Here is a 21,512-nt window from a genome sequence, read left to right on the forward strand (position 1 = left end):
GTAACTGTATCGGAGAAACGAGAGTCTGTCACTAGGAATCAACCACTTTCTACTTTAGATTTTCTTATCAGTGGCGCGATTGCCCTCCTCAGAAGTAGGCCAAAGTGGCCCAGCAAGGAGATTTCAGGCTACCGCGATCGCCCTTCCCAGAGGGCATTAAACTGTCGCGACTTATACCAAACTTAATTTTGGCTGGCGACGAATATCCTTCCGAATGGGCGATCGATGCCAGCCCTACCGCCGCCACCTAAAACCGTGAGCGTTATAAACCTATAGAGCATCATGGCTTTATGCCGCTTTATGACAGATTGCCGCGCCGCCGGGATGGATTGCTAAGATCGACCCATACGAGCCGCATCCATGCCACTCCTCTGCAATTCTCAGGCACCTTGCGGCACTGCTGCCTGGCTAAACCCATGAAAACGACACTCGCCACCGAGGACGCGATCGCCACCCGCACCTCACTGCAACAGGAAAACCAAGCTCTGCGATCAGAAAATCGCCGCCTCAAAGCGGAAGTTCAACGGCTGAAGCAGCTTGTGCGGCAATTGGAGTTGCTGGTCAGACGACACTGGTAAGGCCCAAAATCGGACTTACTCAGGCAGCTTGTATTGACCCACAATGCGCTTCGCAAACTCAGGCACATGCTCCTCCAGCTTTTCGGGATGGTTGCGCTTCACATAGAGATAGTTGCGGGTAAAGTGCGAGTCAATGGAAAAGCGGGCGTATTCCAACCCTTTGGGGCCAACCCGCTCAATCACGACGCCCATCAGTTGCGCCGCCCACATGGGCAGGGTCACGCCTTTGTCATAAGCGGGAATGCTCTGCTGCACAGCGGCGTGGCGATCGCCCTTGGAATCCACTGGCTGCGTCTCTAACTGATCCATCACGATGTCGAGCATTTCTTGCCCGCGCTCATTGCGCACCGTGATCCACTGCCAGCCAAAGGGCGCACCCATGTAGCCCACCACAATGTCCGCCAGTCCATTCACATAGTCAAAACAGCTCATACAAGACGGCGCAAACACATCCTTGAGCTGATTGGTTTTGAGCCCAAAGAACGGCACTTTTTCAATGGAGCCGTCTTCGTGTTTGAAATGCACCCGAAAGTCTTGCATGAACTCGTAATGCACCACGGTTTCCGGCGAGCGGCTGGTGGTTTCCAAAAACTTTTGCAGCCCGGTACGGGTAACGTTATCCACACAGGGCGTCCCGAGGACGTAAAGCTTTTCCAGCCCTAACTCTTTTTCGACCGCGCGTAGGGCTTGAATCTGGCAGCCGACGCCAATTACCAGCAGCCGCTTCATGCCCGACTGTTCGACCTGCTCCAGTACGGAAAGGTTCGGTGAGAGGGTGGGCTTGTTGACCCGCGCCGCCAAAATTTCCTCTGGCGTGGTGGCGATCACCGGCTTGGGTTGAAAGCGGTCTTCCTCAGTGTTTTGGACGCACACAACCCCTTCGACATGGCCTTGAGTCAGCATGGCGATCGCAATGGAACTGACGATCCCCGTCCACTGAGCGCCTTCAATGGGCTCGAGCTTGCGGGCCGCCATCATATCGTGGTGCACGCCAAAGTATTGCTCTAGGGGCTCATCTAAGTCGCGATCGCGGCCATGGGTCTGAGTTTCCAACTCCGGAAACTGCTGATTCAAAAAAGCGCAGGCTTCTTTTACGTAGTGGATGTAATAGGTGTCGCACAAGCCGCATTCACTACAGAGTTCCTTAGCCGGACGGCGGGCTCCGGGGCGGAGGGCTTTCGCTTTTTTGTGGGCAGACTGAGCCAACGTCATGGGTTCAAAAACAGTTTGTAATAGGAGTCTGACAACCACCTTACCGCAGGGCTTTGACGGTTTCTCGTTGGCGGCAGAAATGTAAAGAATTGCTGCGATCGCCCGGCTGTTCGTCGCTGCGCCAGCCCCACCCCCTGTCACTACAACGGTTCCCTCTTTCATGCTCAGGGCTGCCACATGACAGCGACCCTGGCCTGTTTGCGAAACTTTTGATAAACGGTGGCGAATCAAAAAACTACACTATGCTTAGGTGTGAGTTTCCCGGTCTGGTGAGCCGATTTTGGCCAGACGGTGGGCAACCTAGAGACAGCAAGGGAGTTGATCGCCGCGTCGTTATTGCGGCCCGCTGTCAGTCACGGTGTGACTAGCGGCAGGTCTCTCTGCTTGCCTGTTGACGAGCCTCCTGGGCTAATGGTGGGTCTTAGGTCACCGCTTGGCCGGGTAGTTAGCGAGGTTCACATGTTTGCCGGCAACGTGACCGGACAGGGTCTGTTGAATGATTTGTTGTTTGAATCCTCAGTGTGCTCATCCTTTAAACCGTGACACGGCGCAAACCTGCCGAAGTTGCGGTACGCCCCTGGTCAAGATGCTAAGGGGGCGCTATCAGCCTCAAAAATTAATTGGCCGAGGCGGCTTTGGCCGCACTTATCTCGCGTTAGACAGCGATCGCCTCAATGCGCCCTGTGTGATCAAGCAATTTGCGCCGCAAACCAAGGGCACCAAAGCCTTTAACAAAGCGGTCGAGCTCTTTAATCAAGAAGCCGTGCGCCTCCACGACTTGGGCGAGCATGTGCAGATTCCGGCCCTCCTGGCTTACTTTGAACACGACCATTTTCTCTATCTCGTCCAGCAGTTTATTGACGGTAAAACCCTCATTCAAGAGGTGCTGGAAAGCGGCCCCATGGATGAGCACAGCATTCGCGATTTATTGCTCGATATTCTCCCTGTGCTGGATTTTATCCATCGGCACAACGTTATCCATCGCGACATTACGCCGACCAATTTGATCCGGCGAGATACCGATCGCCGCCTCTTCTTAATTGACTTTGGTGTGGCTAAGCATTTTGGCGAAGCCTTATCCGAAGCCGCACCAGGCACTCGCATCGGCACCGAGGGCTATGCTCCGATTGAACAGTTGCGCGGCGGCCAAGCCTATCCCTGTAGTGACCTGTATAGCCTGGGGGCGACCTGCCTGCATCTGCTGACGGGCTGCAAACCCGAAAAGCTTTATGACCACATGGCCGGCAATTGGCGATGGCAAGACGTTTTGGCGCAACAAAGTCGCTCCGTTAGCCCCGAACTCACGGCCGTGCTCGATCGCCTGGTGATGGATGCCGTGGGAGAGCGGTTTGTGGATGCCCCAGCGGTCTTAGCGGCGCTAGATTCATCACCGACCTTTCGCGGCAACGTGCCGGGCTGGGTACGCCAGCATCCTGAGAGTCAGGCCGCCACTCCGACAGCGCCTCAACCAGACTCCGTGGCCGTACCAACCCAGAACTCAGTGGCGGTGCCAACGATCGATGCGCAGATTCCCCAAACGAGTCCGCCACCGGCCACTGCGACCGCCCCGGCGCCCACACCACTCCCGACGCCAGCGACGCCAGCTCTGGCCATGCCGGTGACGGCACCCGACCCCGTAAAAGCCCCTGACAGACCTGCGGAAAGCGACAACTGGCAATGTGTCCGCGTGCTCTCAGGACATCAGTCTTGGGTGACGGCAGTAGCCTTTAATCCGCGATCGGCAACGTTAGTTAGCGGCAGCTTAGACGACACCATTAAGGTGTGGGATTTACAAACTGGGGCGCAAATGGTGACCCTGCAAGGGCATCCCCGTGGGGTCAATGACCTGCGCATTAGCACCAAGGGTCAAGTGCTGGTCAGTTGCGGTGATGACGGCACCGTCAAAGTTTGGAACCTATCGGCTGGGCGCTTAATCCACACGCTGGAAGGACACGCTCGTGACGTCACCAGCGTCACCATCGGCCACAAAGGCTGGATTCTGGCGAGCGGTAGCAAAGATAAAACGATCAAACTCTGGAAGCTAGACAAGGGAACTGCCATTCGGACGTTGCTGGGGTCGCCAGCAGCGGTGCGCGCCGTGGCTATGATGCCGGATGAATCAACGCTATTTAGCGGCGGTCTGGATAATAAGGTACGACAGTGGGATCTCAAAACCGGCGAAATGATTCGCTTCTTTTCAGGCCATGTCAGCCCAATTAACGATGTGGCCGTGAGTACCGATGGTTTGTTTGTAGTCAGCGCCAGCAAAGATAAAACGTTGGTGGTTTGGAGTGTCGGCACCGGGTCGATCATCCATGTGCTCAAGGGGCACAACCAAGAGGTGAACTCGGTGGAAATCGCCCCCGATAACCGCACCATTGTCAGTGGCAGCAACGATCGCACCGTAAAAGTATGGGATGCCCGAACAGGCACGCTGTTGCACACGCTGTTAGGACATAGCCATGTGGTGAGCGCGATCGCCATTCACCGCACGGGCCGACTCATTGCCAGCGCCAGTGCCGACAAGACCATTCGGGTTTGGCGGTTGGGGGGCAACTGACCCCGTGATCGCGTCGCCTCGCAGAGAAACCCTTTACAATCACCATCAGAAGTACCCAATGGGAGCGGCCCCGGCTCGTCTCCAGACAGGCTTTCCGGCAACCGCGACTGGGTTGTACCTCCATTTCACGATTTACCGTCATTGCTCCCCCCATCTATGGATTTTGCCCCTGCTCTCCCGACCTTTTTTGTCACCCTGCGCGAAGGGGTCGAAGCGGCTCTCGTGGTTGGTATCGTCCTAGCCTGTCTCAATAAAGCCCAGCAGAGTCAGCTCAATCGCTGGGTTTATCTCGGCATTGGAGCCGGATTACTGGGCAGCTTGCTGACGGGCATCTTGATTTTTAACAGCGTGGCTCAGGCGCAGCAAGCGTTACCCACCCTGGAACCGATTATCGAACCATTGTTCGACAGTTTGTTTTGCGCGATCGCGATCGTCATGCTGAGCTGGATGCTGCTCTGGATGACGCGACAGGCGCGATCGCTCAAGGGCGATATCGAAGGTGACGTGATTGCGGCGCTGCAAGAGGATGACGCCGCAGGTATCACCATTTTCAGCCTGGTCTGCATTGCCGTCCTGCGAGAGGGGATTGAAACGGTGCTGTTTATTTTCACCAGCGTGGAGCAAAGCGTCACCGCCGCGATTGGGGCGGCTGGCGGGCTACTGGGAGCAACCCTAATTGGGCTGGCATTGTTCAAATGGGGCGTCCGCATCAACTTAAGGGCCTTCTTTCAAGTAATGGGCGTTTTGCTGATTTTGATTGTGGGGGGCCTCGTGATTTCGTTTTTCCGCAATTTGGATGCCGCCTTTCTCGCCATCAGCAATTTTGATCCGGTCAACGTCGACCTTTGCATTTCCCAGACCTCATGCATTCTCGGACCACAACTGTGGGATGCCCGCGACGTCTTGCCCGATAAAGCGTTTCCCGGCGTGCTGCTGAAAACCCTGCTGGGCTATCGCGAGCAACTTTTTGCCGGTCAACTCTTGGCCTACCTGGCGTTTATCATCACCGTCGGCGGCACTTATTTCCGCAGTCTTGGGGCAGGGCCTACCGCCCAAAAGTCGCCCTCTAGTTAAACGTCACTCAGCGCCTGCGTTATGGCTGTTTTACTGCCCGCGATCGCGCCCGTAGCCCTGATTATTTTGGTGGGATTCATTGCAGGTCGTACCCTCGGCCTGGATCGCCGTACCTTGTCGCGGCTCAGTCTCTACGTTCTACTGCCCGCCCTGATCGCCAGCAGCCTATACGGCATTACGCTGACCGCCGAGCGGGCCTTGCTGATTGTGGTGGGCTTCTTTGTCGTATCGGCCCTGCTGTATGGCTTAGTGTATGGTTTATGTCGCCTCATCAAAGCGCACCCGCTGCAACAAAAAACGCTCCTCGCCACCACCCTCTTTGCCAATACGGGCAATTTGGGATTGCCGTTTATCACCTTTGCCCTGGGGCAAACGGGGTTAGAACGGGCGATCGTTTACTTGATCAGCAGCAGCATTTTGCTCACCACCGTCGGGCCGACTCTCCTTAAAGGGCAGGGCTTAGCCACTGGACTCAGAACAACCCTGAGGCTGCCTGTCTTTTGGGCGATGCTGGCCGGTCTGGCCTTACAAGCGTTGACGATTACTTTGCCGCTGCGGCTCGATGAAGGGTTGGACCTGCTGGGTGGGGCGGCGATTCCCGTGGCGCTGATCACCCTGGGTATGCAACTCGCCAAAACGCAGTTTTACCTGGATCGCCCGGTGTTAGTCGCCGCCGGATTGCGCCTGGTCCTCGGCCCCGCGATCGCCCTAATCATTGGCGGCGCGATCGGCCTTCAGGGCCAAGACTTGCAAGTGCTGGTGCTGCAAGGTGCCATGCCCACAGCGGTGAATACGTTTATTTGGGTGACGGAATTTGGTGGCGATGCTGACTTAGTAGCTAGAGCGATCGTGCTTTCCACCCTGCTAAGCTTCATTACCCTGCCCAGCATTTTGTGGGCACTGCTAACGTTTACCTGAGTCCCTTTAACGAGGCACCCGGTCCCTGCCGGATAACCCGATACCCTGAGGTCAAGACCAAGGGACCGGGTGCCTGGAGCGATCTATCCCATCACGCATGCCCCTGCTCATCCATCTCCCGGCCCCCCGGCCACCCATTTCTCCCTCAATAGCCGCGCGATCGCGAGACTTGATTGAGCAATGGTTCTCCCGCCTGCGATCGCCGATAATTTTCGACAATCTGGGGAGCCACCGACTCCGGATTAGTAATGCTGGAGCAGTGGGGCGTCACTCGAATCTGAGGATGTGCCCAAAAGGGATGGCTCGGCGGCAGGGGCTCTTGGCGAAAGACATCCAAGCAAGCCCCACGCAAATATCCGGCATGAATCGCCTCCACCAGATCCGCCTCGACCAAGTGCGCACCGCGAGCCACGTTAATGAGGTAAGCCGCACGCGGTAGTTGGGCAAAGAGGTGAAGATTCAAAATATCGCGCGTCTGTGGCGTCAGCGGGAGTAAACAGACCAGGATCTGGGTCTGCTGCAAGAACTCCGGTAGTTGCGCATCCCCAACATACGCGGTGACACCTGCAATCTGTTTGGGCGATCGCGCCCAACCGACCACGTTGAAGCCCAAGTCCACAAGTTTTTGAGCTGTATACGTACCGAGTTGCCCCAACCCCATAATGCCGATGGTGCAGTGCTGGCTTAAGGTGAGCGCGTGGGGCTGCCAAATTCCCGCCACCTGCTGCGCTTCGTACACATCGAAGTCTCGCAAAACCCCCATAACCCCCGCCGCAATGTATTCGAACATGGACTGAGCCAATAACGGATCGACCAGTCGCACAATCGGGAGGGCGATCGGCAGGTCGGGATCTTGCAGCAAATGGTCAACCCCCGCCCCAAACGACGATACGCAGCGCAAATTCGGCAATTGCGGCCAGATGCCAGCAGGCTGCTGCCATGCCAACGCAAAGGTGACATCTTCCGGGGTGGGGACTTGAGGCCAGATCGCCATCTCTAAATCGGGGGCGATCGCTTGCAGGGCCTGTTGCCAACGGTTGAGATCGGGACGATTTGGCGAAACAATGAGCAAGGTCATCAGGAACGAGTGGCTTAAAGCGCGTTAACTACCGCCTGCATGGCCTGTCCCACGGTGGGGTATTGGTACTCAAACCCCTCTGCATATAAATGTTTGGGCAAAACCTGCTGTCCTTCTAACACGACCACCGCCCCATCGCCGAGCAGTGCCTCAATCACAAAATCAGGCACGGGCAGCCAAGAGGGACGATTGAGGGCTTGCCCCAGCGCTTCGCAGGCTTGCGCCATGCGCACAGGGTTCGGAGCCGTAGCATTGTAGACGCCGCTCATCGACTCATCCGTGAGGGCGCGCATCAACACAGCGACCAAATCATCACGGTGAATCCAAGAAAACCACTGTTTGCCGCTGCCAATGGGGCCACCGGCGAACAGACGAAAAGGGGTTAGCATCCGCTCCAACGCGCCGCCATCCCCCAGCACAATGCCAATGCGGGGAATGACCAATCGAACGCCCTCAATGTCTTGCACCTGCAGGGCAGCGGCTTCCCATGCTTGACAGATTTGTGAGAGAAAATCGCTCTTAACTGGGTCACTGCTTTCGTCAAAGGTCGCCGTTTCACTGGTGCCGTAGTAACCGATCGCCGACGCACTCACCAAGACCTTCGGCTTTACCTCAGCTTGGGCGATCGCCTCCACCAACTTCTCCGTGCCGACTTTGCGGCTATCCATCATGGCTCGCTTATGCGCCGCCGTCCACCGTTCCGAGATGGGCGCTCCGGCTAAGTTCACCACCCCATCACAGCCCGAAATGGCCGCCTGCCAATCACCGGAAGTTTGGGGCGTGTAAGTGACCGTCGTTACCTGAGGAAAGGTCGCTGCAGGAAAGATCCGTCGGGCTTTGGCAGCATCACGAGAGAAAACCAGCACTTCGTGGCCGGCAGCTTGCAGAGCTTTGACCAGCCCACTGCCCACAAATCCAGTGCCCCCGGTGACTGCCACTTTCATGTAACCCCGACTCCTTCACAATTCACTGCCTTAAACCTACCAAATTGCCTTGCGCTGTGCGGCAGCGAAATTAGGCGCAAGATTCCGACCCGCCGGTTTGCAGCAAAAACGGCTGATTCGGACAACCTGTTAGGAAAAAGTCCAAACCAGCCGCTTCACAACTGTTCAAATGAGCTTAAAAAGCGGACTCTGGCAATTCGGGCGGCTCTTCACCAAACCATTTTTGGTAGATTTCAGCGTAGGTGCCATCTTCCATCATGGTCATGAGGGCGTTGTTAATCACCTCTACATTGGGCGAGCCCTTGGGCAAGGCGATACCGTAAAACTCAGTGGTCAGCAGTTCGCCGACAACCTTGAGGCCATCGATGTTACCGGAGGCGATCGCATCCAGCGTTACCGGAGCGTCGTTAATGACCGCATCCACGTTGCCATTCGCCAACTCTTGCAAGGCAAGGGGGGCCGAGTCAAAGGTACTGAGTTCAGCCCCAGGAATTTCTGCCGCTGTTTCCGCCCCGGTGGTCCCAATCTGCACGGCAATCCGCTTGTCTTGCAAATCATCCAGCGTCGCGACTTCGGTATTGTCGGCTTGCACCGCGATCGCCAGACCCGCTTTCACATATGGTCGGGAAAAATCGACAGTTTGCAGACGTTCTTCGGTGATCGTCATGCCACTAATTGCTGCATCCACTGTACCTGCCTGCAAGGCGGGAATGATGCCGTCAAAGGGCAATGATTCAAACTGCACTTCCAAACCAGCGGTTTCGCCAATGGCGTTCATTAAATCAATGTCAAAACCGGCCAGTTCGCCATTTTCGTCCTGAAATTCAAACGGCGGAAAGGCCGGCTCAGTGGCGACGGTCAGCGTACCTGTGGCTTCCTCGGTGTTGGCTGAGTCCGTTGCTGAGTCGGTGCCATCGGCCGTGTCAGTCGGCGCAGAACCGCCACAGGCAGCCAATACCAGCGATGCGCTGAGGCCAAACGCGACATTCCGTAAAAAGGCTGAACGCTTAATCGTCATATAAAATCTTTCCTTTCACCACAAACTGGCTTTCCACGATACGATACTGCCAGTTTGTCGATGATAATCTTCACAGTATTTCTCGAATGCCATCCCCATTACAGAATTCGCCCATTTGCTATGCCTGACTCTCAGATTGCGATCGCCTTTAACCAACTCCGCAAAAGCTATGGTCCCTTAGAAGTGCTGAAAGGGCTCAGTGGCGAAATTTATTCTGGGCAAGTGGTGGCCATTATTGGGCCGTCAGGCTGTGGCAAAAGCACGTTGCTGCGATGCTTCAACCGCTTAGAAACCATTAACGGTGGCACTCTGACGGTAAATGGCATGGACCTATCCAACCCTAATTTGTCCCGCAAACAGCTGCAACGGCTGCGGGCACAGGTGGGCATGGTGTTCCAGCAGTTCAACTTGTTTCCGCACCTGACCGTACTGGAAAACTTGACCCTGGCACCGCAAAAGGTCCTGGGCAAACCCAAAAACGACAGTCGAGAACTGGCCAGCCACTTTCTGAGCAAAGTCGGCTTGGTGGCTAAGGGCAACTCCTATCCTGACCAACTCTCAGGCGGACAAAAACAACGGGTCGCGATCGCCCGTGCCCTCTGCATGTCGCCTGACATCATTTTGTTTGATGAGCCGACGAGCGCCCTTGACCCTGAGCTCGTGGGCGAGGTGCTAGATGTCATGAAGCAACTCGCCGAAGAAGGCATGACCATGGCCATCGTTACCCATGAGATGCAGTTTGCTCGGGACGTCGCCGATCGGGTTATCTTCCTCAATCAGGGCTTAATTGAAGAAGATGGCAAAGCCTACGACGTGATCACCAATCCCCAGAGCGATCGCCTCAAATCGTTCCTGAGCCGCATGCAGCTCGCTGGTGTCGTTTAGCCTCTCCACTCCCTTGCCCCAAATCAAAAACGGCGTCACTTAGAATCCAGTGACGCCGTTTTTGATTCAATACACCGAGGGGCTGAGTTACATCAGAGTTTCAAAGTAGCTGCCTGCCTCAAAAACTCGGTGAGTTAATATTGTCGGCTGCCGTAATCGGCAGGGGGCTGACCAGCTTCATCGTTGGGATAATTATTCACCGGGCGATAGTCAACATAACTGTCGTCCCCGCCATTCCCAGCAGCGGCATCGCTAGACTCTGGTGATGAATGACTGCTGTACCCCCCAGACCCCACATAATTATCTTCGCTGGCGGCTGAATAACCAGACCCAGCAGCATTCCTGCCATAGCTATCAGCGCCGTAATTACCGCCGTTAGCCGAGTAGCCCCCCGAATTTGCAGCATAACCGCTAGCTGACTCATCCCATCCGCGCGCAGGTGGCATGTCATACCGACCCGCGCCCGGTTTAGACCGACGGCGAAGGCGATCGCTACTCGGGTTCAAACGCTCCACCGGGCGATCGTTCGGCGGCATGGAGCGATCGCCATACCCACCAGGACTAGCCCCGTAGCGATCGTCATATCCCTCGTCATAATATCCTGACCTGCGCGGCGGCTCATCCCGACCGCCAATCATCCGGCGGTCTTCCGGAAAGCGTGGGCGATATGGCCCTTCATTATCCAACTCAGCCCGCACGTTCATGCGGGGGCTGCTGCCCCGATAATCTTGCGGGGGGCGACTGGGCCGGTAGTAGTCATCGCGACCACCACCCGCTGGCTGCGGAGCATAGCGATCTTCCCTGGGGGTCCGGGCGTTCACACTTTGAATCGTGACGGTAATCAACATACCCGCCATAATCAACTGCTGAAACGAAGCCAGCAGCTCCATGTTGAGGTGCCCTAACAAAAACACCCCGGAAATCAACCAGAGAACTGCATAGACCTTGTCCGAGTCTCGCCCGTAGCCAGGTTTGAGCCTGTCTACAAAAAACAGGGCAACCCCGCCAAGAATCAGAACAATGCCGATGAGAAGGGGAACTGGTGTACCGAAATTCACAGGGGATTCCTCTCAGGATGAAGACGCAACATTGATAGACTTGGCCAATTCTTTCAAAGGTACCCATCTCAAGGCAGCCTGTCGCTGTCCCCAAGCGGTTAACCTACTGTGGCAAAGCTATTCTAGCGGTTGCCACTATGACCTGTTGCTTGTCACATGCTAACGGACTTTAAAGAGCTTTCAAAAAATCTTTTGACTCGTTTTATCCGTTTCAGTTGCGGCAATTGGCTGAGCGTGTCGGCACGGCTAACGACAGGTTGATGAGTCAAAACAGAGCCACTGTCTTTCATAGGTCTGGTGCCCCATGGCAGTAATGTGCGAGGCGTAATCGGCAAGTATCGAAAAACCTCAACAGCCCATTCAGTCAGGCGACCACGCCGCAAGAACACAACTTAGCCAAACAAAAAGAGCATGCCGGTATCAGGATGCCCTTTTTGTTTAATCAATTGCTTAACCAGTGTCTAACCAGGCTGATGCTGGAAACTTAGCTACTGGCGCTGAATTTTATCCTTCTGGCTAACAAAGACCAAAAAGGCGGTAGCTGGGATGACCACGATGAGGGTACCAGCCAAGAGGCTCAACAAAAAATTAGCAAGAGAGGGTGTCATGATTTGCAGAGTATTTTAATAAACCAACTTCCAGAATTGTAACCTACCCCCTGACAGCACAGGCCCAAATCATCGGTGGCAATCCTCAAATCTTAAGACCTGTAGCGGCTTGGCCTTGGCCCCCATGCACAGCCAAAGTGGGCTCAAGGCATTTCTAGGCGTTCATCAATTTAGATTAGCGATCGCCCTATCCTGAGCAGCCCATTAACTCTCTGTAAAGAAAACATAGGTTGACCTTGGGCTAGTTCACAAATCCCTTATATGCTGATGCTTTCAGCTATGTTAAAGATTGGTGCGCTTGCGTTCAATGCATTTGCGCTGGTTCAGGGCATCATATGACTACTGTCCACGGTTAGCCATTGTTCACCGTCACAGAACCAGTCCTTGATGTTCAACCTTATTCAGAAAGTTAGGGCAAAGATAATCAGTCGATTTTAGGTATGGTGCAGCTGGCATCGGTTGAGTGGCATGTCATAAATCCAACCATGGAGATTGGTAGTGGGGTTTTGCCAAGGTCTCACCCAGTCGATCAATTTAACAGGCGACACTGCACTAGGCCACAGAATAAATCAATAGATTGGCAGGGATAGAGCAGTTTTGAATCAGCAGGCGGAGTTTTCTGACACCAGAGACGACTTTCTTCCGGTAGGCCAAGATTGCCTGCTACTAATGTATCGTGACCAGCTTACCAAAACCGCTCTACAACAAGTATTGGATGCTCACTATCGCTTGGAGTTTAGCCAAGACACGGCGATCTCCCTGGATTTATTGAAGTCCTATGAAGTGGCCCTAATTCTGATTGAGAGTAGTCTCTTTGTCGAGATGGGCCAGGACTTTTGTCAACAAATCAGAGCTCAGCGCTGGAGCCGTGATCTCCCCATTATTGTGGTAGGCGATCGCGACCCGCAGCTAGTGGCGACCGCCTTTGCGGCCGGAGCGCAAGATTATCTCAGTCTGCCACTACTGGCGGCAGAAGCGATCGCCCGCTTGCAGGCGCGACTAAGTGACTACCATCGCAGACAGCAGTTGAGCCAGCAAAACCGCCTGCTGCTAGCCGAAGTACGCGAACGCAAACAAGCCGAAGAAGCGCTGCAACAAGCCGAAATCAAATACCGCCGCATTTTTGAAAATGCAACCGAGGGAATTTTTCAAACCAGTCGCGAGGGCCGCTACATCAGCGTCAATCCGGCCCTGGCCGAAATTTATGGCTATGCCTCACCTGAAGAATTGATGCAAACCATCACCGATGTCGGCAAGGAGTTATACGTCGAACCACAACGGCGGGCTGAACTCGTGGTCTATCTTGAACAGTTCGACCAAATTGAAGGCTCAGAATCAGAGGTTTATCGCCAAGACGGCAGCAAGATTTGGATTAGCGAAACAATTCGCAAGGTTTATGACGAGGCGGGCAACTTTCAGTACTACGAGGGCATCGTTCACGACATTACTGAACAGCGGCAGATGGAAATGGAACTGCGGCAGCAGCGACAACAAGCTGATCGCCTCCTGGGCAACATCTTGCCTTATCAAATTGCCAATCGGCTAAAGATGGGGCCAAAGTCGATTGCCGAAAATTACGATTCAGTCACCGTTTTGTTTGCCGATTTGGTGCAGTTCACCGCGGCTTCCGGTGAGATGGAAGCCCACAAATTAGTCAAACTGCTGAACGAAATCTTCTCGGCGTTTGATCGCTTAGCAGAGAAATACGGATTGGAGAAGATTAAAACGATTGGGGATGCCTACATGGCTGCAGCGGGCTTACCCACTCCCCGCGCCGATCATGTAGATGCCGTGGCCTCCATGGCCCTAGAGATGCAAGCAGCAATTCAGCACTTTCATCGTCCCGATGGTCAGCCGTTTCAACTCCGCATTGGCATCAGCACGGGTCCTGTCATTGCGGGCGTGATTGGGGTGCGCAAGTTTGCCTATGACCTCTGGGGCGATACGGTCAACCTGGCGAGCCGCATGGAAAGCACTGGCATTCCGGGCAAAATTCAAGTCACGGCGGAAGTCTACGAACGGCTTCATCACCTTTACAACTTAGAACCTCGGGGAGCCGTCTTTGTCAAAGGGCGCGGCAATATGGAAAGTTACTGGTTGCTCAGTCGCAAACGGGCGCTGTAGCGATCGCCCCTGGCATACTGAGAAAGCACTGTATTGCTGCCTGGCCCATGACCGCGCTCTCTCCTACGCTTCAGCAAAAGCTGGCCACCCCGTTGCACATTGGGGCGATCGCCGTCCACAGCCGCGTTTTGCAGTCGCCCCTCTCAGGCGTTACCGACAAAGTATTTCGGCAACTCGTCCGGCGGTATGCGCCGAGCTCGATGATGTATACCGAAATGGTGCACGCGCCCAGCGTTTGCCACGTAGACACGCTGCCCAAAATCATGGAAGTCGATCCCGACGAGCATCCCATCAGCATTCAACTGTTTGACTGTCGTCCCGATTTTCTCGCGGATGCGGCCCGCAAAGCCGTCGCCGAAGGGGCCGACACCATCGACATCAACATGGGCTGCCCGGTGAACAAAATCACCCGCAAAGGCGGGGGGTCATCCCTCCTGAAAGATCCCGACATGGCGGTCAAAATTACTCGCACGGTGGTGGAGGCAGTGAATGTGCCCGTAACCGTCAAGACGCGCATTGGCTGGGACGACGACCACATCAACGCGATCGAGTTTGCTCGTCGCTTAGAGGATGTCGGCATCGATATGCTGACCCTGCATGGCCGCACCCGCGCCCAGGGCTACACAGGCACCGCCCGCTGGGAATGGATTGGTCGCGTCAAAGAGGCGCTCGCGATTCCCGTGATTGCCAATGGCGACATCGACTCGGTGGAAGCAGCCGTGCGGTGTTTAGAAATGACCCACGCGGATGGCGTCATGTGCTCGCGCGGCACTTTGGGCTATCCGTTTTTGGTCGGCGATATTGACTACTTTTTGAAAACCGGCGATCGCCTCCCGTCGCCCACGGTGATTGATCGCTTGCTTTGCGCGCAAGAACATTTGCGACTGATTGCTGCCTACAAAGGCTATCGCGGCATTTGTCAGGCCCGTAAACACATGACCTGGTATGTCAAGGGCTTTGCGGGAGCGGCCGACCTGCGGGAAGCTCTGTGTCGCATTGAGTCAGTCGCCGATGGTGAAACCTTGCTACAGGGGGCGATCGCGGGGTTGCAGGCCCAGGGCGAAACCGCCTGTCGTTGGATGTCGCCGCTGCCGTCCACAACCCCAGCCGTGAGACATACCCCATTACCGATCACTAGATAGTACGGAAATATACCCATGAAATTTCCGATTTTTGGCTAGGATAGTAAGCACTACTGCCTCGCACAGATGATCTATCGGGTCAGGCGAACGCTGAGGTGATCATTTTATTCATCAAGTTTTCATGACTTCCTACGCAACATCCACCGCTAGAGCCGATATGGGAGAGTTACGCCGCCTACGCAGTCTATTACCACCAGAGCTTCAAAGTTGGGTGACAGTCGAAGCGGCGACCGATGTGACGCCTCCGCTGATCACCAGTGAGGAGTTGGGCAAAGACCAGGTTGAAATTCAAATTGATCTGGCCAAGTGGGAAAACTTTGCCCTCGACCAGCGCAATCTCCTGTTCTGGCATCAAGTCGGTCATGTCCAAAATGACACCATTCCTCGGGATGGCTGGGAAATGGCAGCCCTGGCAATTGGTCTCGGTGGTGCCATCGGTGAGCTGTGGGTACAAGATGGTTTGTTATTGATGCTGGCCTTGGCGCTCTGTAGTTTTTCCGGTTGGCGGTTGTATAAGCGCAACAATCCGATCAAGGCGGTCGAAGAGGCCATTGATGCCGACGAACGAGCGATCGCGATCGCCACGCGGTTTGGCTATACCCTACCCAACGCTTACAAAAGTCTTGGCAGTGCGCTCAAAACCTTGATCGAGCAAACGCCGAAAAAGCGCAAGCGAGATCAATACATCAAGCGATTAGATGCGCTGAAGAAAAGTGCCGCCAAAGCGAAAGAGCGTGCTCGTGGAGGTGCAACACCGGACACTCGCCCTGCTTATTAAGATCAATCTTGAAAGAACACCATTCATGGGAAAGGAAGCTGCAGTTGGGGCTTCCTTTTTTATTAAGCCGGTTTTTATTGAGTGGTTTTAGCCTGTACAGTGCCTTACTTTAGTCAGTAGCCACTTCAAAATCTGTCTGTTTCTAAGGTTTCGAGCCCCTCTATTCCGGCAACATTGCTATCTGAGCACCACCGATAAAGCGATCGATTAGCTTGCTAAGCGCTAGTCTTACAGGGACAAGAGCTCCGATCAGCCCCTTTCTGAGGATTTAACATGCCCCCCCATGAGGTTCGCCCCTGGCGCCTTGCTGCTTTATTCATCGGCGTTTTTATGCTGACTGCTTACATGCCTCATCCCAACCTGGGTGCATCGCTGCCAGATGCCATCGGGGCATGGCTTAAAGGGGGTGCGGCGACGGCAGACACTCCCACCGAGGTGGCTTATCCAGACTCTTGATCAGGGGCGCTTGTCGCGCCCCGTAGCTGCTAGACACAGATATCCACGGCTAGCAGTTTTTTGAGGACTGGGAGTAAGTTTTCATCTGCTCACAATCCTATTCTCAGACCCCTAGCCTGGGCGATTGGGATACCGTCGTAGCAAGGTAAAAAAGCGATTGTAATCAAACGAGCGGGGATCTTGGCGACTACCCGACTGATCCACAGCCTTGTGGGTAGTGATGCGATTATCTGGAATACTGCTCTGCGCCAATAGCCAGGCCAAAGATTCATACTGGGCTGAGGTGTAGCCGCTGTGAGTGGGGCCATTGCCGCGACCATCGCCTGGCGTTTCGAGAGAGACGTGGTAAGCGAAATTATTGACCGAAGACGGAAAGGCCGGGTTAGTGGTCACCGATTCTGGGCCGTTGGGGCCGTTAAAAACGGAATTCCCAGCACCATAAGCGCGTTTTTCGGGCGGCACGATGTAGTAAATAGTGCCGTCGCGTCCAATCAGGGTGTGATAGCTGACCTGATCGTTGTCATTGGGGTGATAAGTCTGAAACAGGTTGATGGCGCTTTGGGCTGATCCTACCGTTTCATGCATCACGGCAATGAATTGATTACGAATCGGACGGCCATAGGCATCAGTGCTGTAGCGATCGCCATAGTTGGAAGGATCGGCAAGCTGAATCACCTGACGCGGCTGATAGTTGGGGGCGGTTTGGGCCACCACGTTTTCGGCGGGGACAAAATCAAGAGGACTGTCGACGTTGCCCAGAGTCGTGGGCACCATGGCAACGACCGCTGACTCAGCTAGTTCTGGCAAGCCGGAGACAGACTCGATCGCTTGAGGATGGGGCGATCGCGGCCACAACAGTAACAGCATCAAGCTCATCAAAATTGCACTCAAGCCCTGCCACCAAAATTTGCGGCTGCGTCTCAGCATGACAATTCACTCCCCAGTTGTGTTGCGCTTGTGGATGGTTATGGTTATAAACCAGCTTGCTGTCAATTTTGCCGAAGACTTTGATAGCGATCGCAGGTTTTACAATTATTTTTCTGCAAAGTTTACCAAGAAGACCAGCGATCGAGCGCCCGTTTGCCGCCCCAACGCGCCACAATTTCATCGTCATAGCTGTCGGCCTTGCTGACGACCGTCGTCACTGAGTACTGCAGCTCAATTTGATCACAGGTCGAACCCACCAAACTGTGTTCAAAGACGATGTCATTTTCCGAATCGAGAGCAAAACGACCAAAGCGAATATCGTTGTTTTCTCGGAGCAAATAATAGGAAAGTTCTGGAGTGACCTGGATATCCGTCACCACATAGGAACGGGTTGTAATCAGCGCATCATTATGTTCCCAGGGAATGACACGAGTCGATGCCACGGCTGAGCCAAAATTCACCACAAAAAGGGGTTCGTCATCAAAGAGGACAACGCTGCCGCCAAACAAATGGTGCATCCAGGGGCCAATACGCTTGTAGCAGGCTTCTTGAGCGGTTGTCTGAAATTCCATTACTACAGATAAATCGATCCTGACCTTTATTTTCGCATCGATAGGTCGCCCTGATCGGCGGTAAACCGCCGTTAATGTGATTTTTGTATCACAGTATCTTAGAGAAAAATGTCGCGATTTGTATGCGCTCTCCTGATATGCCTGATGTGCCCGACACAAACTCTTTGGCTGATGAGCTCGATGCGGTCATTGTTGAGTTTGAAGATTTGCAATCTGAACTCACCTACGACCAAGCTAAAGGCGCGTTGCAGTCCATCTTAGAGCGGCTGCAACTTACCCCCCGCGAGGCAGCCGGCCTAGAGCAAGAAGTGCAAGCGCTCACGGGACTCATGCAAAAGCTGGACCAAGCTGTGGTGCAAATTGCCGTCTTCGGCCTGGTGGGTCGGGGCAAATCTTCGTTATTGAATGCGCTCGCGGGGGAGACGGTATTTGCCACTGGCCCGACCCATGGCGTGACTCAAACCATTCAGGCAACCGAATGGCAGGTGAGTCAGGAGCATCTGGGCGATCGCACCACCATCAACAAAGCGACTCTGCAGGGGGTGGGCCAGTCGCGTATTGAGCTCATCGACACCCCCGGGCTGGATGAAGTCGCCGGGGACGAACGCGAGCGTCTGGCCCGCCAACTGGCGAACACCGCCGACCTGATTTTGTTTGTCATTGCGGGAGACATTACCCGCGTCGAGTTTGAGGCCCTGGCCCAACTGCGCGAAGCCAGCAAACCCATCCTGCTGGTCTTTAACAAAATTGATCAATATCCGGCTGTTGACCGTCAGGCGATCTATACGGCCCTGGTAGATGAGCGATTGCGGGAACTCATTTCTCCCAATGAAATTGTCATGACTTCGGCGGCACCGTTAGTGGCGGTGGCAAAGCCTCAGGCAGACGGCCGCTTGCGTCCGACCTTACAGCGGGGCACCCCTGATGTGGCAGCCCTCAAGTTCAAGATTTTAGAGATTTTGCAACAAGAAGGGCTAGCGTTAATTGCCCTAAACACGCTGCTGTATGCCGATGAGCTGAATGAAGCCATTGTGCAAAAGAAGCTAGCCATTCGCGAACAAATGGCGAATGAAATCATTTGGCGCAGTGTCATGACGAAGGCGATCGCGGTCGCCCTGAATCCCGTTACCTTACTAGATATTCTGACGGGGGCGATCGTCGATGTCGCCATGATTGTCAGCCTCTCGCGCCTCTATGGGCTACCGATGACCCAAGCCGGCGCCATTAAACTATTGCGCAACATTGCCTTAGAACTGGGGGGACTCTCTGCGAGCGAGCTCATGGTGACCCTTGGCTTGAGCTCTTTAAAGGGGCTGCTCGGGGCGAGCGCCCCTGCCACTGGGGGACTGTCCCTAGCGCCTTATACCTCTGTTGCCATGACCCAAGCGGCGGTTGTCGGGGTGGCGACCTACGGCATCGGCCTCGTGACGAAACAATACCTCGTCAACGGCGCGACCTGGGGTCCCGAAGGCCCTAAGCCTGTCGTTACTCGCATTCTCGACAACCTAGACGAAACATCCATTTTGAATCGCATCAAAGCTGAGTTGGCACAAAAGCTGGCAACCCCGCCGAAAACATGAAGCGACTGCCCAGGCTTGCTAAGCAGTCGCGACTGATCAGGTTTTACATCCAGCTTTAAGTGGCTTAGCTGGCCAGATATTCGCGGACATCTCCCCGCCGCTTGCGCAAAGAAGACAGCGCCTCACGCTCAATCTGCCGCACCCGCTCACGAGACACGCTCAAAATTTCGCCAATCTTAGCCAGCGTCATCGTTTTGCCATCGGTGAGACCAAAGCGCAGGGTTAGGACTTGGCGCTGTTGCGGTGTCAAATCCACCATCAGACGATCCAGATCGCTCTTCAAAGAAGACTGAGTCGCGAATTCTTCAGGCGAAATACCGTCATCCTCTAGCAATTCGCTCAGTTCAGTATCCTGGTTATCACCGACCCGCAAATCCAACGACAGCGGCTGCCGGGATTTTTCTAAATAATCGCGCACTTGCTGCGGGGACAGTTCCAAAGCGTCGGCAATCTCGGAGACGGTGGCAGCGCGTCCATGTTGCTGCGAGAGCTGACGTTGCACCTTTTTAATCTTATTGAGCTTCTCAGTAATGTGAATGGGGAGGCGAATGGTGCGACTTTTTTCCGCGATCGCCCGCGTGATAGCCTGCCGGATCCACCAGTAGGCATAAGTAGAGAAGCGGTAGCCCTTCGTGGGGTCAAACTTTTCCACCCCTCGCTGCATCCCGATGGTGCCCTCTTGGATCAAATCCAGCAGATCAACGTTGCGCTTGATGTACTTTTTAGCCACAGAGACAACCAACCGCAGATTGGCCTCAACCATTTTCCGCTTAGCTTGACTGCCAATCCGCACTAATGTTTGCAGCTCATCAACTGCCACTTCCGCCGCTGCAGCCCATTCCTGTTCCGTCGGTTCGCGCTCTAATTCATCGATCAAAGTCTCTTTAATCTTCTCTAGCGCCGTCAACTGCTGCACCTGCTTTCCCAGCACAATCTCCTCTTCGTGAGTGAGGAGGGGCACTCGACCAATCTCTTTCAAGTAAGTCCGCACCAGATCAGTACTTTGGGTTGTTTTCATGAGAACAGCGCGAATAAGTGACTACAGACGTAAAAACTACGGTTACTTGGTCGCAACAGCTCAGCAGGCTATAGCCAAAATGAGAAACGCTACGTCGCAACCGCCTTCATGTAAATCAATGTAACATTTATGAGAGGCTTTGAGGAGTTTCTCAGGAAGGATTCTTAAGGAAGTTTTTATCTAAGCGAATCCTTGTAAAGTTACTGAAATCATAGCCTTTTCAAACTTCGGCAAACTGCATCCGAAGTAACAAAACCACGATCGCTCGCCCCCGAAGCTGAGAGCTGCTCCTATTCTTTGTTGAGAGATTGTAAAGGAATGTTGAGCAGGGATGCTGCGATCGCGGGTGACGACTGACGCGGTTCTCAACCTCGCGATCACAGTATCCCCCCGCCATTCAAGCTTTCGCAAAGCTCGACTAATCGTTACGCTGCCTGCAACCGAGCATTGACTGCGGCAACATCAAAACGCTCGGAGTCAAAGTCAACCCCAATCCAGTCCAGCAGCTCTTCATATTCAGGATCTTCAGGATCGGCTAAGCGCTCTAGTAAGCCCTCGTAGCCCCAAACGCCCCCACAATTCTCTGGTGGGCAGGCGCGATCGCCCTCTAGGCAACGGGGCAACTGCACATTATCGTGCCACGGCAAAATGTCAGCCACCGTAATCTGGTGTCGCCAGCCATCGCCGAAGTCATAGGTGTAAGTAAACTGTGCGTCTTTTGAGAATTCAAAACTCGCCAATACAGGAACGGTGGCATCCAGTGTCCCTTCAAGGGGTGCGGGAAGTGGGGCCGCATAGCGATCGCTGGCAATCTTGAAGTCGTACAGGTGACTCAATTCCCAACCCATCACCTGCTGCAAAACGCCATGTAGCGCGTCCAGCGTGATTTGGTCACTAACTTCAAAGGTGCGCCAGATCGGCGGCTCGCTATCCACCAGCCACACATGACACTGCAAAATCTGAGACGTCGCCATATCAATGC

The 21,512-nt window shown here is 54.4% G+C and carries 21 protein-coding genes and 1 pseudogene; 12 read left to right on the plus strand and 10 right to left on the minus strand.

Annotated elements, in window-relative coordinates:
- Positions 1 to 104 precede the first annotated feature (104 nt).
- Together DYY88_RS23915 and DYY88_RS23920 are read left to right on the plus strand one after the other, a co-directional pair.
- Positions 105 to 251, plus strand: coding sequence for a hypothetical protein (locus DYY88_RS23915; RefSeq protein WP_163685883.1), 147 nt, complete (start codon positions 105 to 107; stop codon positions 249 to 251).
- Between the two features lie 165 nt (positions 252 to 416).
- Positions 417 to 578, plus strand: a complete 162-nt coding sequence (locus tag DYY88_RS23920) for a hypothetical protein (RefSeq protein ID WP_160299471.1) — start codon at positions 417 to 419, stop codon at positions 576 to 578.
- A gap of 15 nt (positions 579 to 593) precedes the next feature.
- Here the strand turns inward: DYY88_RS23920 and DYY88_RS01520 are convergent, their stop codons facing one another.
- Positions 594 to 1,931: a Coenzyme F420 hydrogenase/dehydrogenase, beta subunit C-terminal domain gene (locus DYY88_RS01520; RefSeq protein WP_367889247.1), complete on the minus strand. Its 1,338-nt coding sequence runs from the start codon at positions 1,929 to 1,931 to the stop codon at positions 594 to 596.
- A gap of 355 nt (positions 1,932 to 2,286) precedes the next feature.
- Between DYY88_RS01520 and DYY88_RS24995 the strand changes: the two are divergent.
- The 4 genes and pseudogenes from DYY88_RS24995 to DYY88_RS01535 form a co-directional block, all read left to right on the plus strand.
- A pseudogene (locus tag DYY88_RS24995) lies at positions 2,287 to 2,358 on the plus strand (4-Cys prefix domain-containing protein); the annotation flags it as partial.
- Positions 2,359 to 2,376: 18 nt separating this feature from the next.
- Positions 2,377 to 4,350, plus strand: a complete 1,974-nt coding sequence (locus DYY88_RS01525; RefSeq protein ID WP_236146261.1) for a serine/threonine-protein kinase — start codon at positions 2,377 to 2,379, stop codon at positions 4,348 to 4,350.
- Between the two features lie 156 nt (positions 4,351 to 4,506).
- Positions 4,507 to 5,424: an FTR1 family iron permease gene (locus DYY88_RS01530; RefSeq protein ID WP_039724614.1), complete on the plus strand. Its 918-nt coding sequence runs from the start codon at positions 4,507 to 4,509 to the stop codon at positions 5,422 to 5,424.
- A 21-nt stretch (positions 5,425 to 5,445) separates the two neighbouring features.
- Positions 5,446 to 6,342 carry an AEC family transporter gene (locus tag DYY88_RS01535; protein ID WP_039724613.1) on the plus strand — a complete coding sequence of 299 codons (897 nt, stop codon included), beginning with the start codon at positions 5,446 to 5,448 and terminating at the stop codon, positions 6,340 to 6,342.
- Between the two features lie 145 nt (positions 6,343 to 6,487).
- On the opposite strand, the gene DYY88_RS01540 is transcribed toward DYY88_RS01535, so the two are convergent.
- From DYY88_RS01540 to DYY88_RS01550, 3 genes are all read right to left on the minus strand, one after another.
- Positions 6,488 to 7,420 (minus strand): 2-hydroxyacid dehydrogenase, encoded by a 933-nt coding sequence (locus DYY88_RS01540; RefSeq protein ID WP_039724612.1) that lies wholly within the window; start codon positions 7,418 to 7,420, stop codon positions 6,488 to 6,490.
- Between the two features lie 14 nt (positions 7,421 to 7,434).
- Positions 7,435 to 8,364 carry a thylakoid membrane protein ThyD gene (thyD, locus tag DYY88_RS01545; RefSeq protein ID WP_039724611.1) on the minus strand — a complete coding sequence of 310 codons (930 nt, stop codon included), beginning with the start codon at positions 8,362 to 8,364 and terminating at the stop codon, positions 7,435 to 7,437.
- 175 nt (positions 8,365 to 8,539) lie between these two features.
- On the minus strand, positions 8,540 to 9,382 hold the full coding sequence (locus DYY88_RS01550) for a basic amino acid ABC transporter substrate-binding protein (protein ID WP_039724610.1): 843 nt from the start codon (positions 9,380 to 9,382) through the stop codon (positions 8,540 to 8,542).
- Between the two features lie 120 nt (positions 9,383 to 9,502).
- Here DYY88_RS01550 and DYY88_RS01555 point away from each other — a divergent pair, with 120 nt between their 5' ends.
- Positions 9,503 to 10,267 (plus strand): amino acid ABC transporter ATP-binding protein, encoded by a 765-nt coding sequence (locus tag DYY88_RS01555; RefSeq protein WP_044150305.1) that lies wholly within the window; start codon positions 9,503 to 9,505, stop codon positions 10,265 to 10,267.
- Between the two features lie 134 nt (positions 10,268 to 10,401).
- Here the strand turns inward: DYY88_RS01555 and DYY88_RS01560 are convergent, their stop codons facing one another.
- Complete coding sequence (locus tag DYY88_RS01560; RefSeq protein ID WP_039724609.1) at positions 10,402 to 11,325, minus strand: Ycf66 family protein; 924 nt, start codon at positions 11,323 to 11,325, stop codon at positions 10,402 to 10,404.
- A 488-nt stretch (positions 11,326 to 11,813) separates the two neighbouring features.
- Complete coding sequence (gene psbX, locus DYY88_RS01565) at positions 11,814 to 11,933, minus strand: photosystem II reaction center X protein (RefSeq protein ID WP_039724608.1); 120 nt, start codon at positions 11,931 to 11,933, stop codon at positions 11,814 to 11,816.
- 597 nt (positions 11,934 to 12,530) lie between these two features.
- On the opposite strand from psbX, the gene DYY88_RS01570 reads away from it, so the two are divergent.
- From DYY88_RS01570 to DYY88_RS24820, 4 genes are all read left to right on the plus strand, one after another.
- Positions 12,531 to 14,057: an adenylate/guanylate cyclase domain-containing protein gene (locus tag DYY88_RS01570; RefSeq protein ID WP_242517562.1), complete on the plus strand. Its 1,527-nt coding sequence runs from the start codon at positions 12,531 to 12,533 to the stop codon at positions 14,055 to 14,057.
- A 47-nt stretch (positions 14,058 to 14,104) separates the two neighbouring features.
- Positions 14,105 to 15,199 carry a tRNA dihydrouridine synthase DusB gene (dusB, locus tag DYY88_RS01575; RefSeq protein WP_044150307.1) on the plus strand — a complete coding sequence of 365 codons (1,095 nt, stop codon included), beginning with the start codon at positions 14,105 to 14,107 and terminating at the stop codon, positions 15,197 to 15,199.
- A 121-nt stretch (positions 15,200 to 15,320) separates the two neighbouring features.
- The gene (locus DYY88_RS01580) at positions 15,321 to 15,977 is read left to right on the plus strand and encodes a DUF3318 domain-containing protein (protein ID WP_072041270.1); all 657 of its coding nucleotides are present in this window, start codon (positions 15,321 to 15,323) and stop codon (positions 15,975 to 15,977) included.
- 330 nt (positions 15,978 to 16,307) lie between these two features.
- Positions 16,308 to 16,433: a hypothetical protein gene (locus tag DYY88_RS24820; RefSeq protein ID WP_302849220.1), complete on the plus strand. Its 126-nt coding sequence runs from the start codon at positions 16,308 to 16,310 to the stop codon at positions 16,431 to 16,433.
- Between the two features lie 111 nt (positions 16,434 to 16,544).
- On the opposite strand, the gene DYY88_RS01585 is transcribed toward DYY88_RS24820, so the two are convergent.
- Together DYY88_RS01585 and DYY88_RS01590 are read right to left on the minus strand one after the other, a co-directional pair.
- On the minus strand, positions 16,545 to 17,360 hold the full coding sequence (locus DYY88_RS01585; RefSeq protein ID WP_044150309.1) for a peptidoglycan recognition protein family protein: 816 nt from the start codon (positions 17,358 to 17,360) through the stop codon (positions 16,545 to 16,547).
- A gap of 122 nt (positions 17,361 to 17,482) precedes the next feature.
- On the minus strand, positions 17,483 to 17,932 hold the full coding sequence (locus DYY88_RS01590) for a T3SS (YopN, CesT) and YbjN peptide-binding chaperone 1 (protein ID WP_039724605.1): 450 nt from the start codon (positions 17,930 to 17,932) through the stop codon (positions 17,483 to 17,485).
- Between the two features lie 122 nt (positions 17,933 to 18,054).
- Between DYY88_RS01590 and DYY88_RS01595 the strand changes: the two genes are divergently transcribed.
- Positions 18,055 to 19,512 (plus strand): GTP-binding protein, encoded by a 1,458-nt coding sequence (locus DYY88_RS01595; protein ID WP_039724604.1) that lies wholly within the window; start codon positions 18,055 to 18,057, stop codon positions 19,510 to 19,512.
- A gap of 64 nt (positions 19,513 to 19,576) precedes the next feature.
- Here the strand turns inward: DYY88_RS01595 and DYY88_RS01600 are convergent, their stop codons facing one another.
- Both DYY88_RS01600 and DYY88_RS01605 read right to left on the minus strand, forming a co-directional pair.
- Positions 19,577 to 20,530 carry an RNA polymerase sigma factor, RpoD/SigA family gene (locus tag DYY88_RS01600; protein ID WP_039724603.1) on the minus strand — a complete coding sequence of 318 codons (954 nt, stop codon included), beginning with the start codon at positions 20,528 to 20,530 and terminating at the stop codon, positions 19,577 to 19,579.
- 425 nt (positions 20,531 to 20,955) lie between these two features.
- Entirely contained in the window at positions 20,956 to 21,504 is a 549-nt protein-coding gene (locus DYY88_RS01605) for a plasmid pRiA4b ORF-3 family protein (protein ID WP_039724602.1), read from the minus strand.
- Positions 21,505 to 21,512 lie beyond the last annotated feature (8 nt).

Source organism: Leptolyngbya iicbica LK, assembly GCF_004212215.1.
Taxonomy (GTDB): Bacteria; Cyanobacteriota; Cyanobacteriia; order Phormidesmidales; family Phormidesmidaceae; genus Halomicronema; species Halomicronema iicbica.

Bases quoted from the DNA above. Each gene is read 5' to 3' on its own strand.
- DYY88_RS01580 (WP_072041270.1), top strand. From the start codon at position 15,321: ATGACTTCCTACGCAACATCCACCGCTAGAGCCGATATGGGAGAGTTA.
- dusB (WP_044150307.1), top strand. From the start codon at position 14,105: ATGACCGCGCTCTCTCCTACGCTTCAGCAAAAGCTGGCCACCCCGTTG.
- DYY88_RS01530 (WP_039724614.1), top strand. From the start codon at position 4,507: ATGGATTTTGCCCCTGCTCTCCCGACCTTTTTTGTCACCCTGCGCGAA.
- thyD (WP_039724611.1), bottom strand. From the start codon at position 8,364: ATGAAAGTGGCAGTCACCGGGGGCACTGGATTTGTGGGCAGTGGGCTG.
- DYY88_RS01595 (WP_039724604.1), top strand. From the start codon at position 18,055: ATGCGCTCTCCTGATATGCCTGATGTGCCCGACACAAACTCTTTGGCT.
- psbX (WP_039724608.1), bottom strand. From the start codon at position 11,933: ATGACACCCTCTCTTGCTAATTTTTTGTTGAGCCTCTTGGCTGGTACC.
- DYY88_RS24820 (WP_302849220.1), top strand. From the start codon at position 16,308: ATGCTGACTGCTTACATGCCTCATCCCAACCTGGGTGCATCGCTGCCA.
- DYY88_RS01550 (WP_039724610.1), bottom strand. From the start codon at position 9,382: ATGACGATTAAGCGTTCAGCCTTTTTACGGAATGTCGCGTTTGGCCTC.
- DYY88_RS01605 (WP_039724602.1), bottom strand. From the start codon at position 21,504: ATGGCGACGTCTCAGATTTTGCAGTGTCATGTGTGGCTGGTGGATAGC.
- DYY88_RS01590 (WP_039724605.1), bottom strand. From the start codon at position 17,932: ATGGAATTTCAGACAACCGCTCAAGAAGCCTGCTACAAGCGTATTGGC.
- DYY88_RS01525 (WP_236146261.1), top strand. From the start codon at position 2,377: ATGCTAAGGGGGCGCTATCAGCCTCAAAAATTAATTGGCCGAGGCGGC.
- DYY88_RS01535 (WP_039724613.1), top strand. From the start codon at position 5,446: ATGGCTGTTTTACTGCCCGCGATCGCGCCCGTAGCCCTGATTATTTTG.
- DYY88_RS01585 (WP_044150309.1), bottom strand. From the start codon at position 17,360: ATGCTGAGACGCAGCCGCAAATTTTGGTGGCAGGGCTTGAGTGCAATT.
- DYY88_RS01600 (WP_039724603.1), bottom strand. From the start codon at position 20,530: ATGAAAACAACCCAAAGTACTGATCTGGTGCGGACTTACTTGAAAGAG.
- DYY88_RS01540 (WP_039724612.1), bottom strand. From the start codon at position 7,420: ATGACCTTGCTCATTGTTTCGCCAAATCGTCCCGATCTCAACCGTTGG.
- DYY88_RS01555 (WP_044150305.1), top strand. From the start codon at position 9,503: ATGCCTGACTCTCAGATTGCGATCGCCTTTAACCAACTCCGCAAAAGC.
- DYY88_RS23920 (WP_160299471.1), top strand. From the start codon at position 417: ATGAAAACGACACTCGCCACCGAGGACGCGATCGCCACCCGCACCTCA.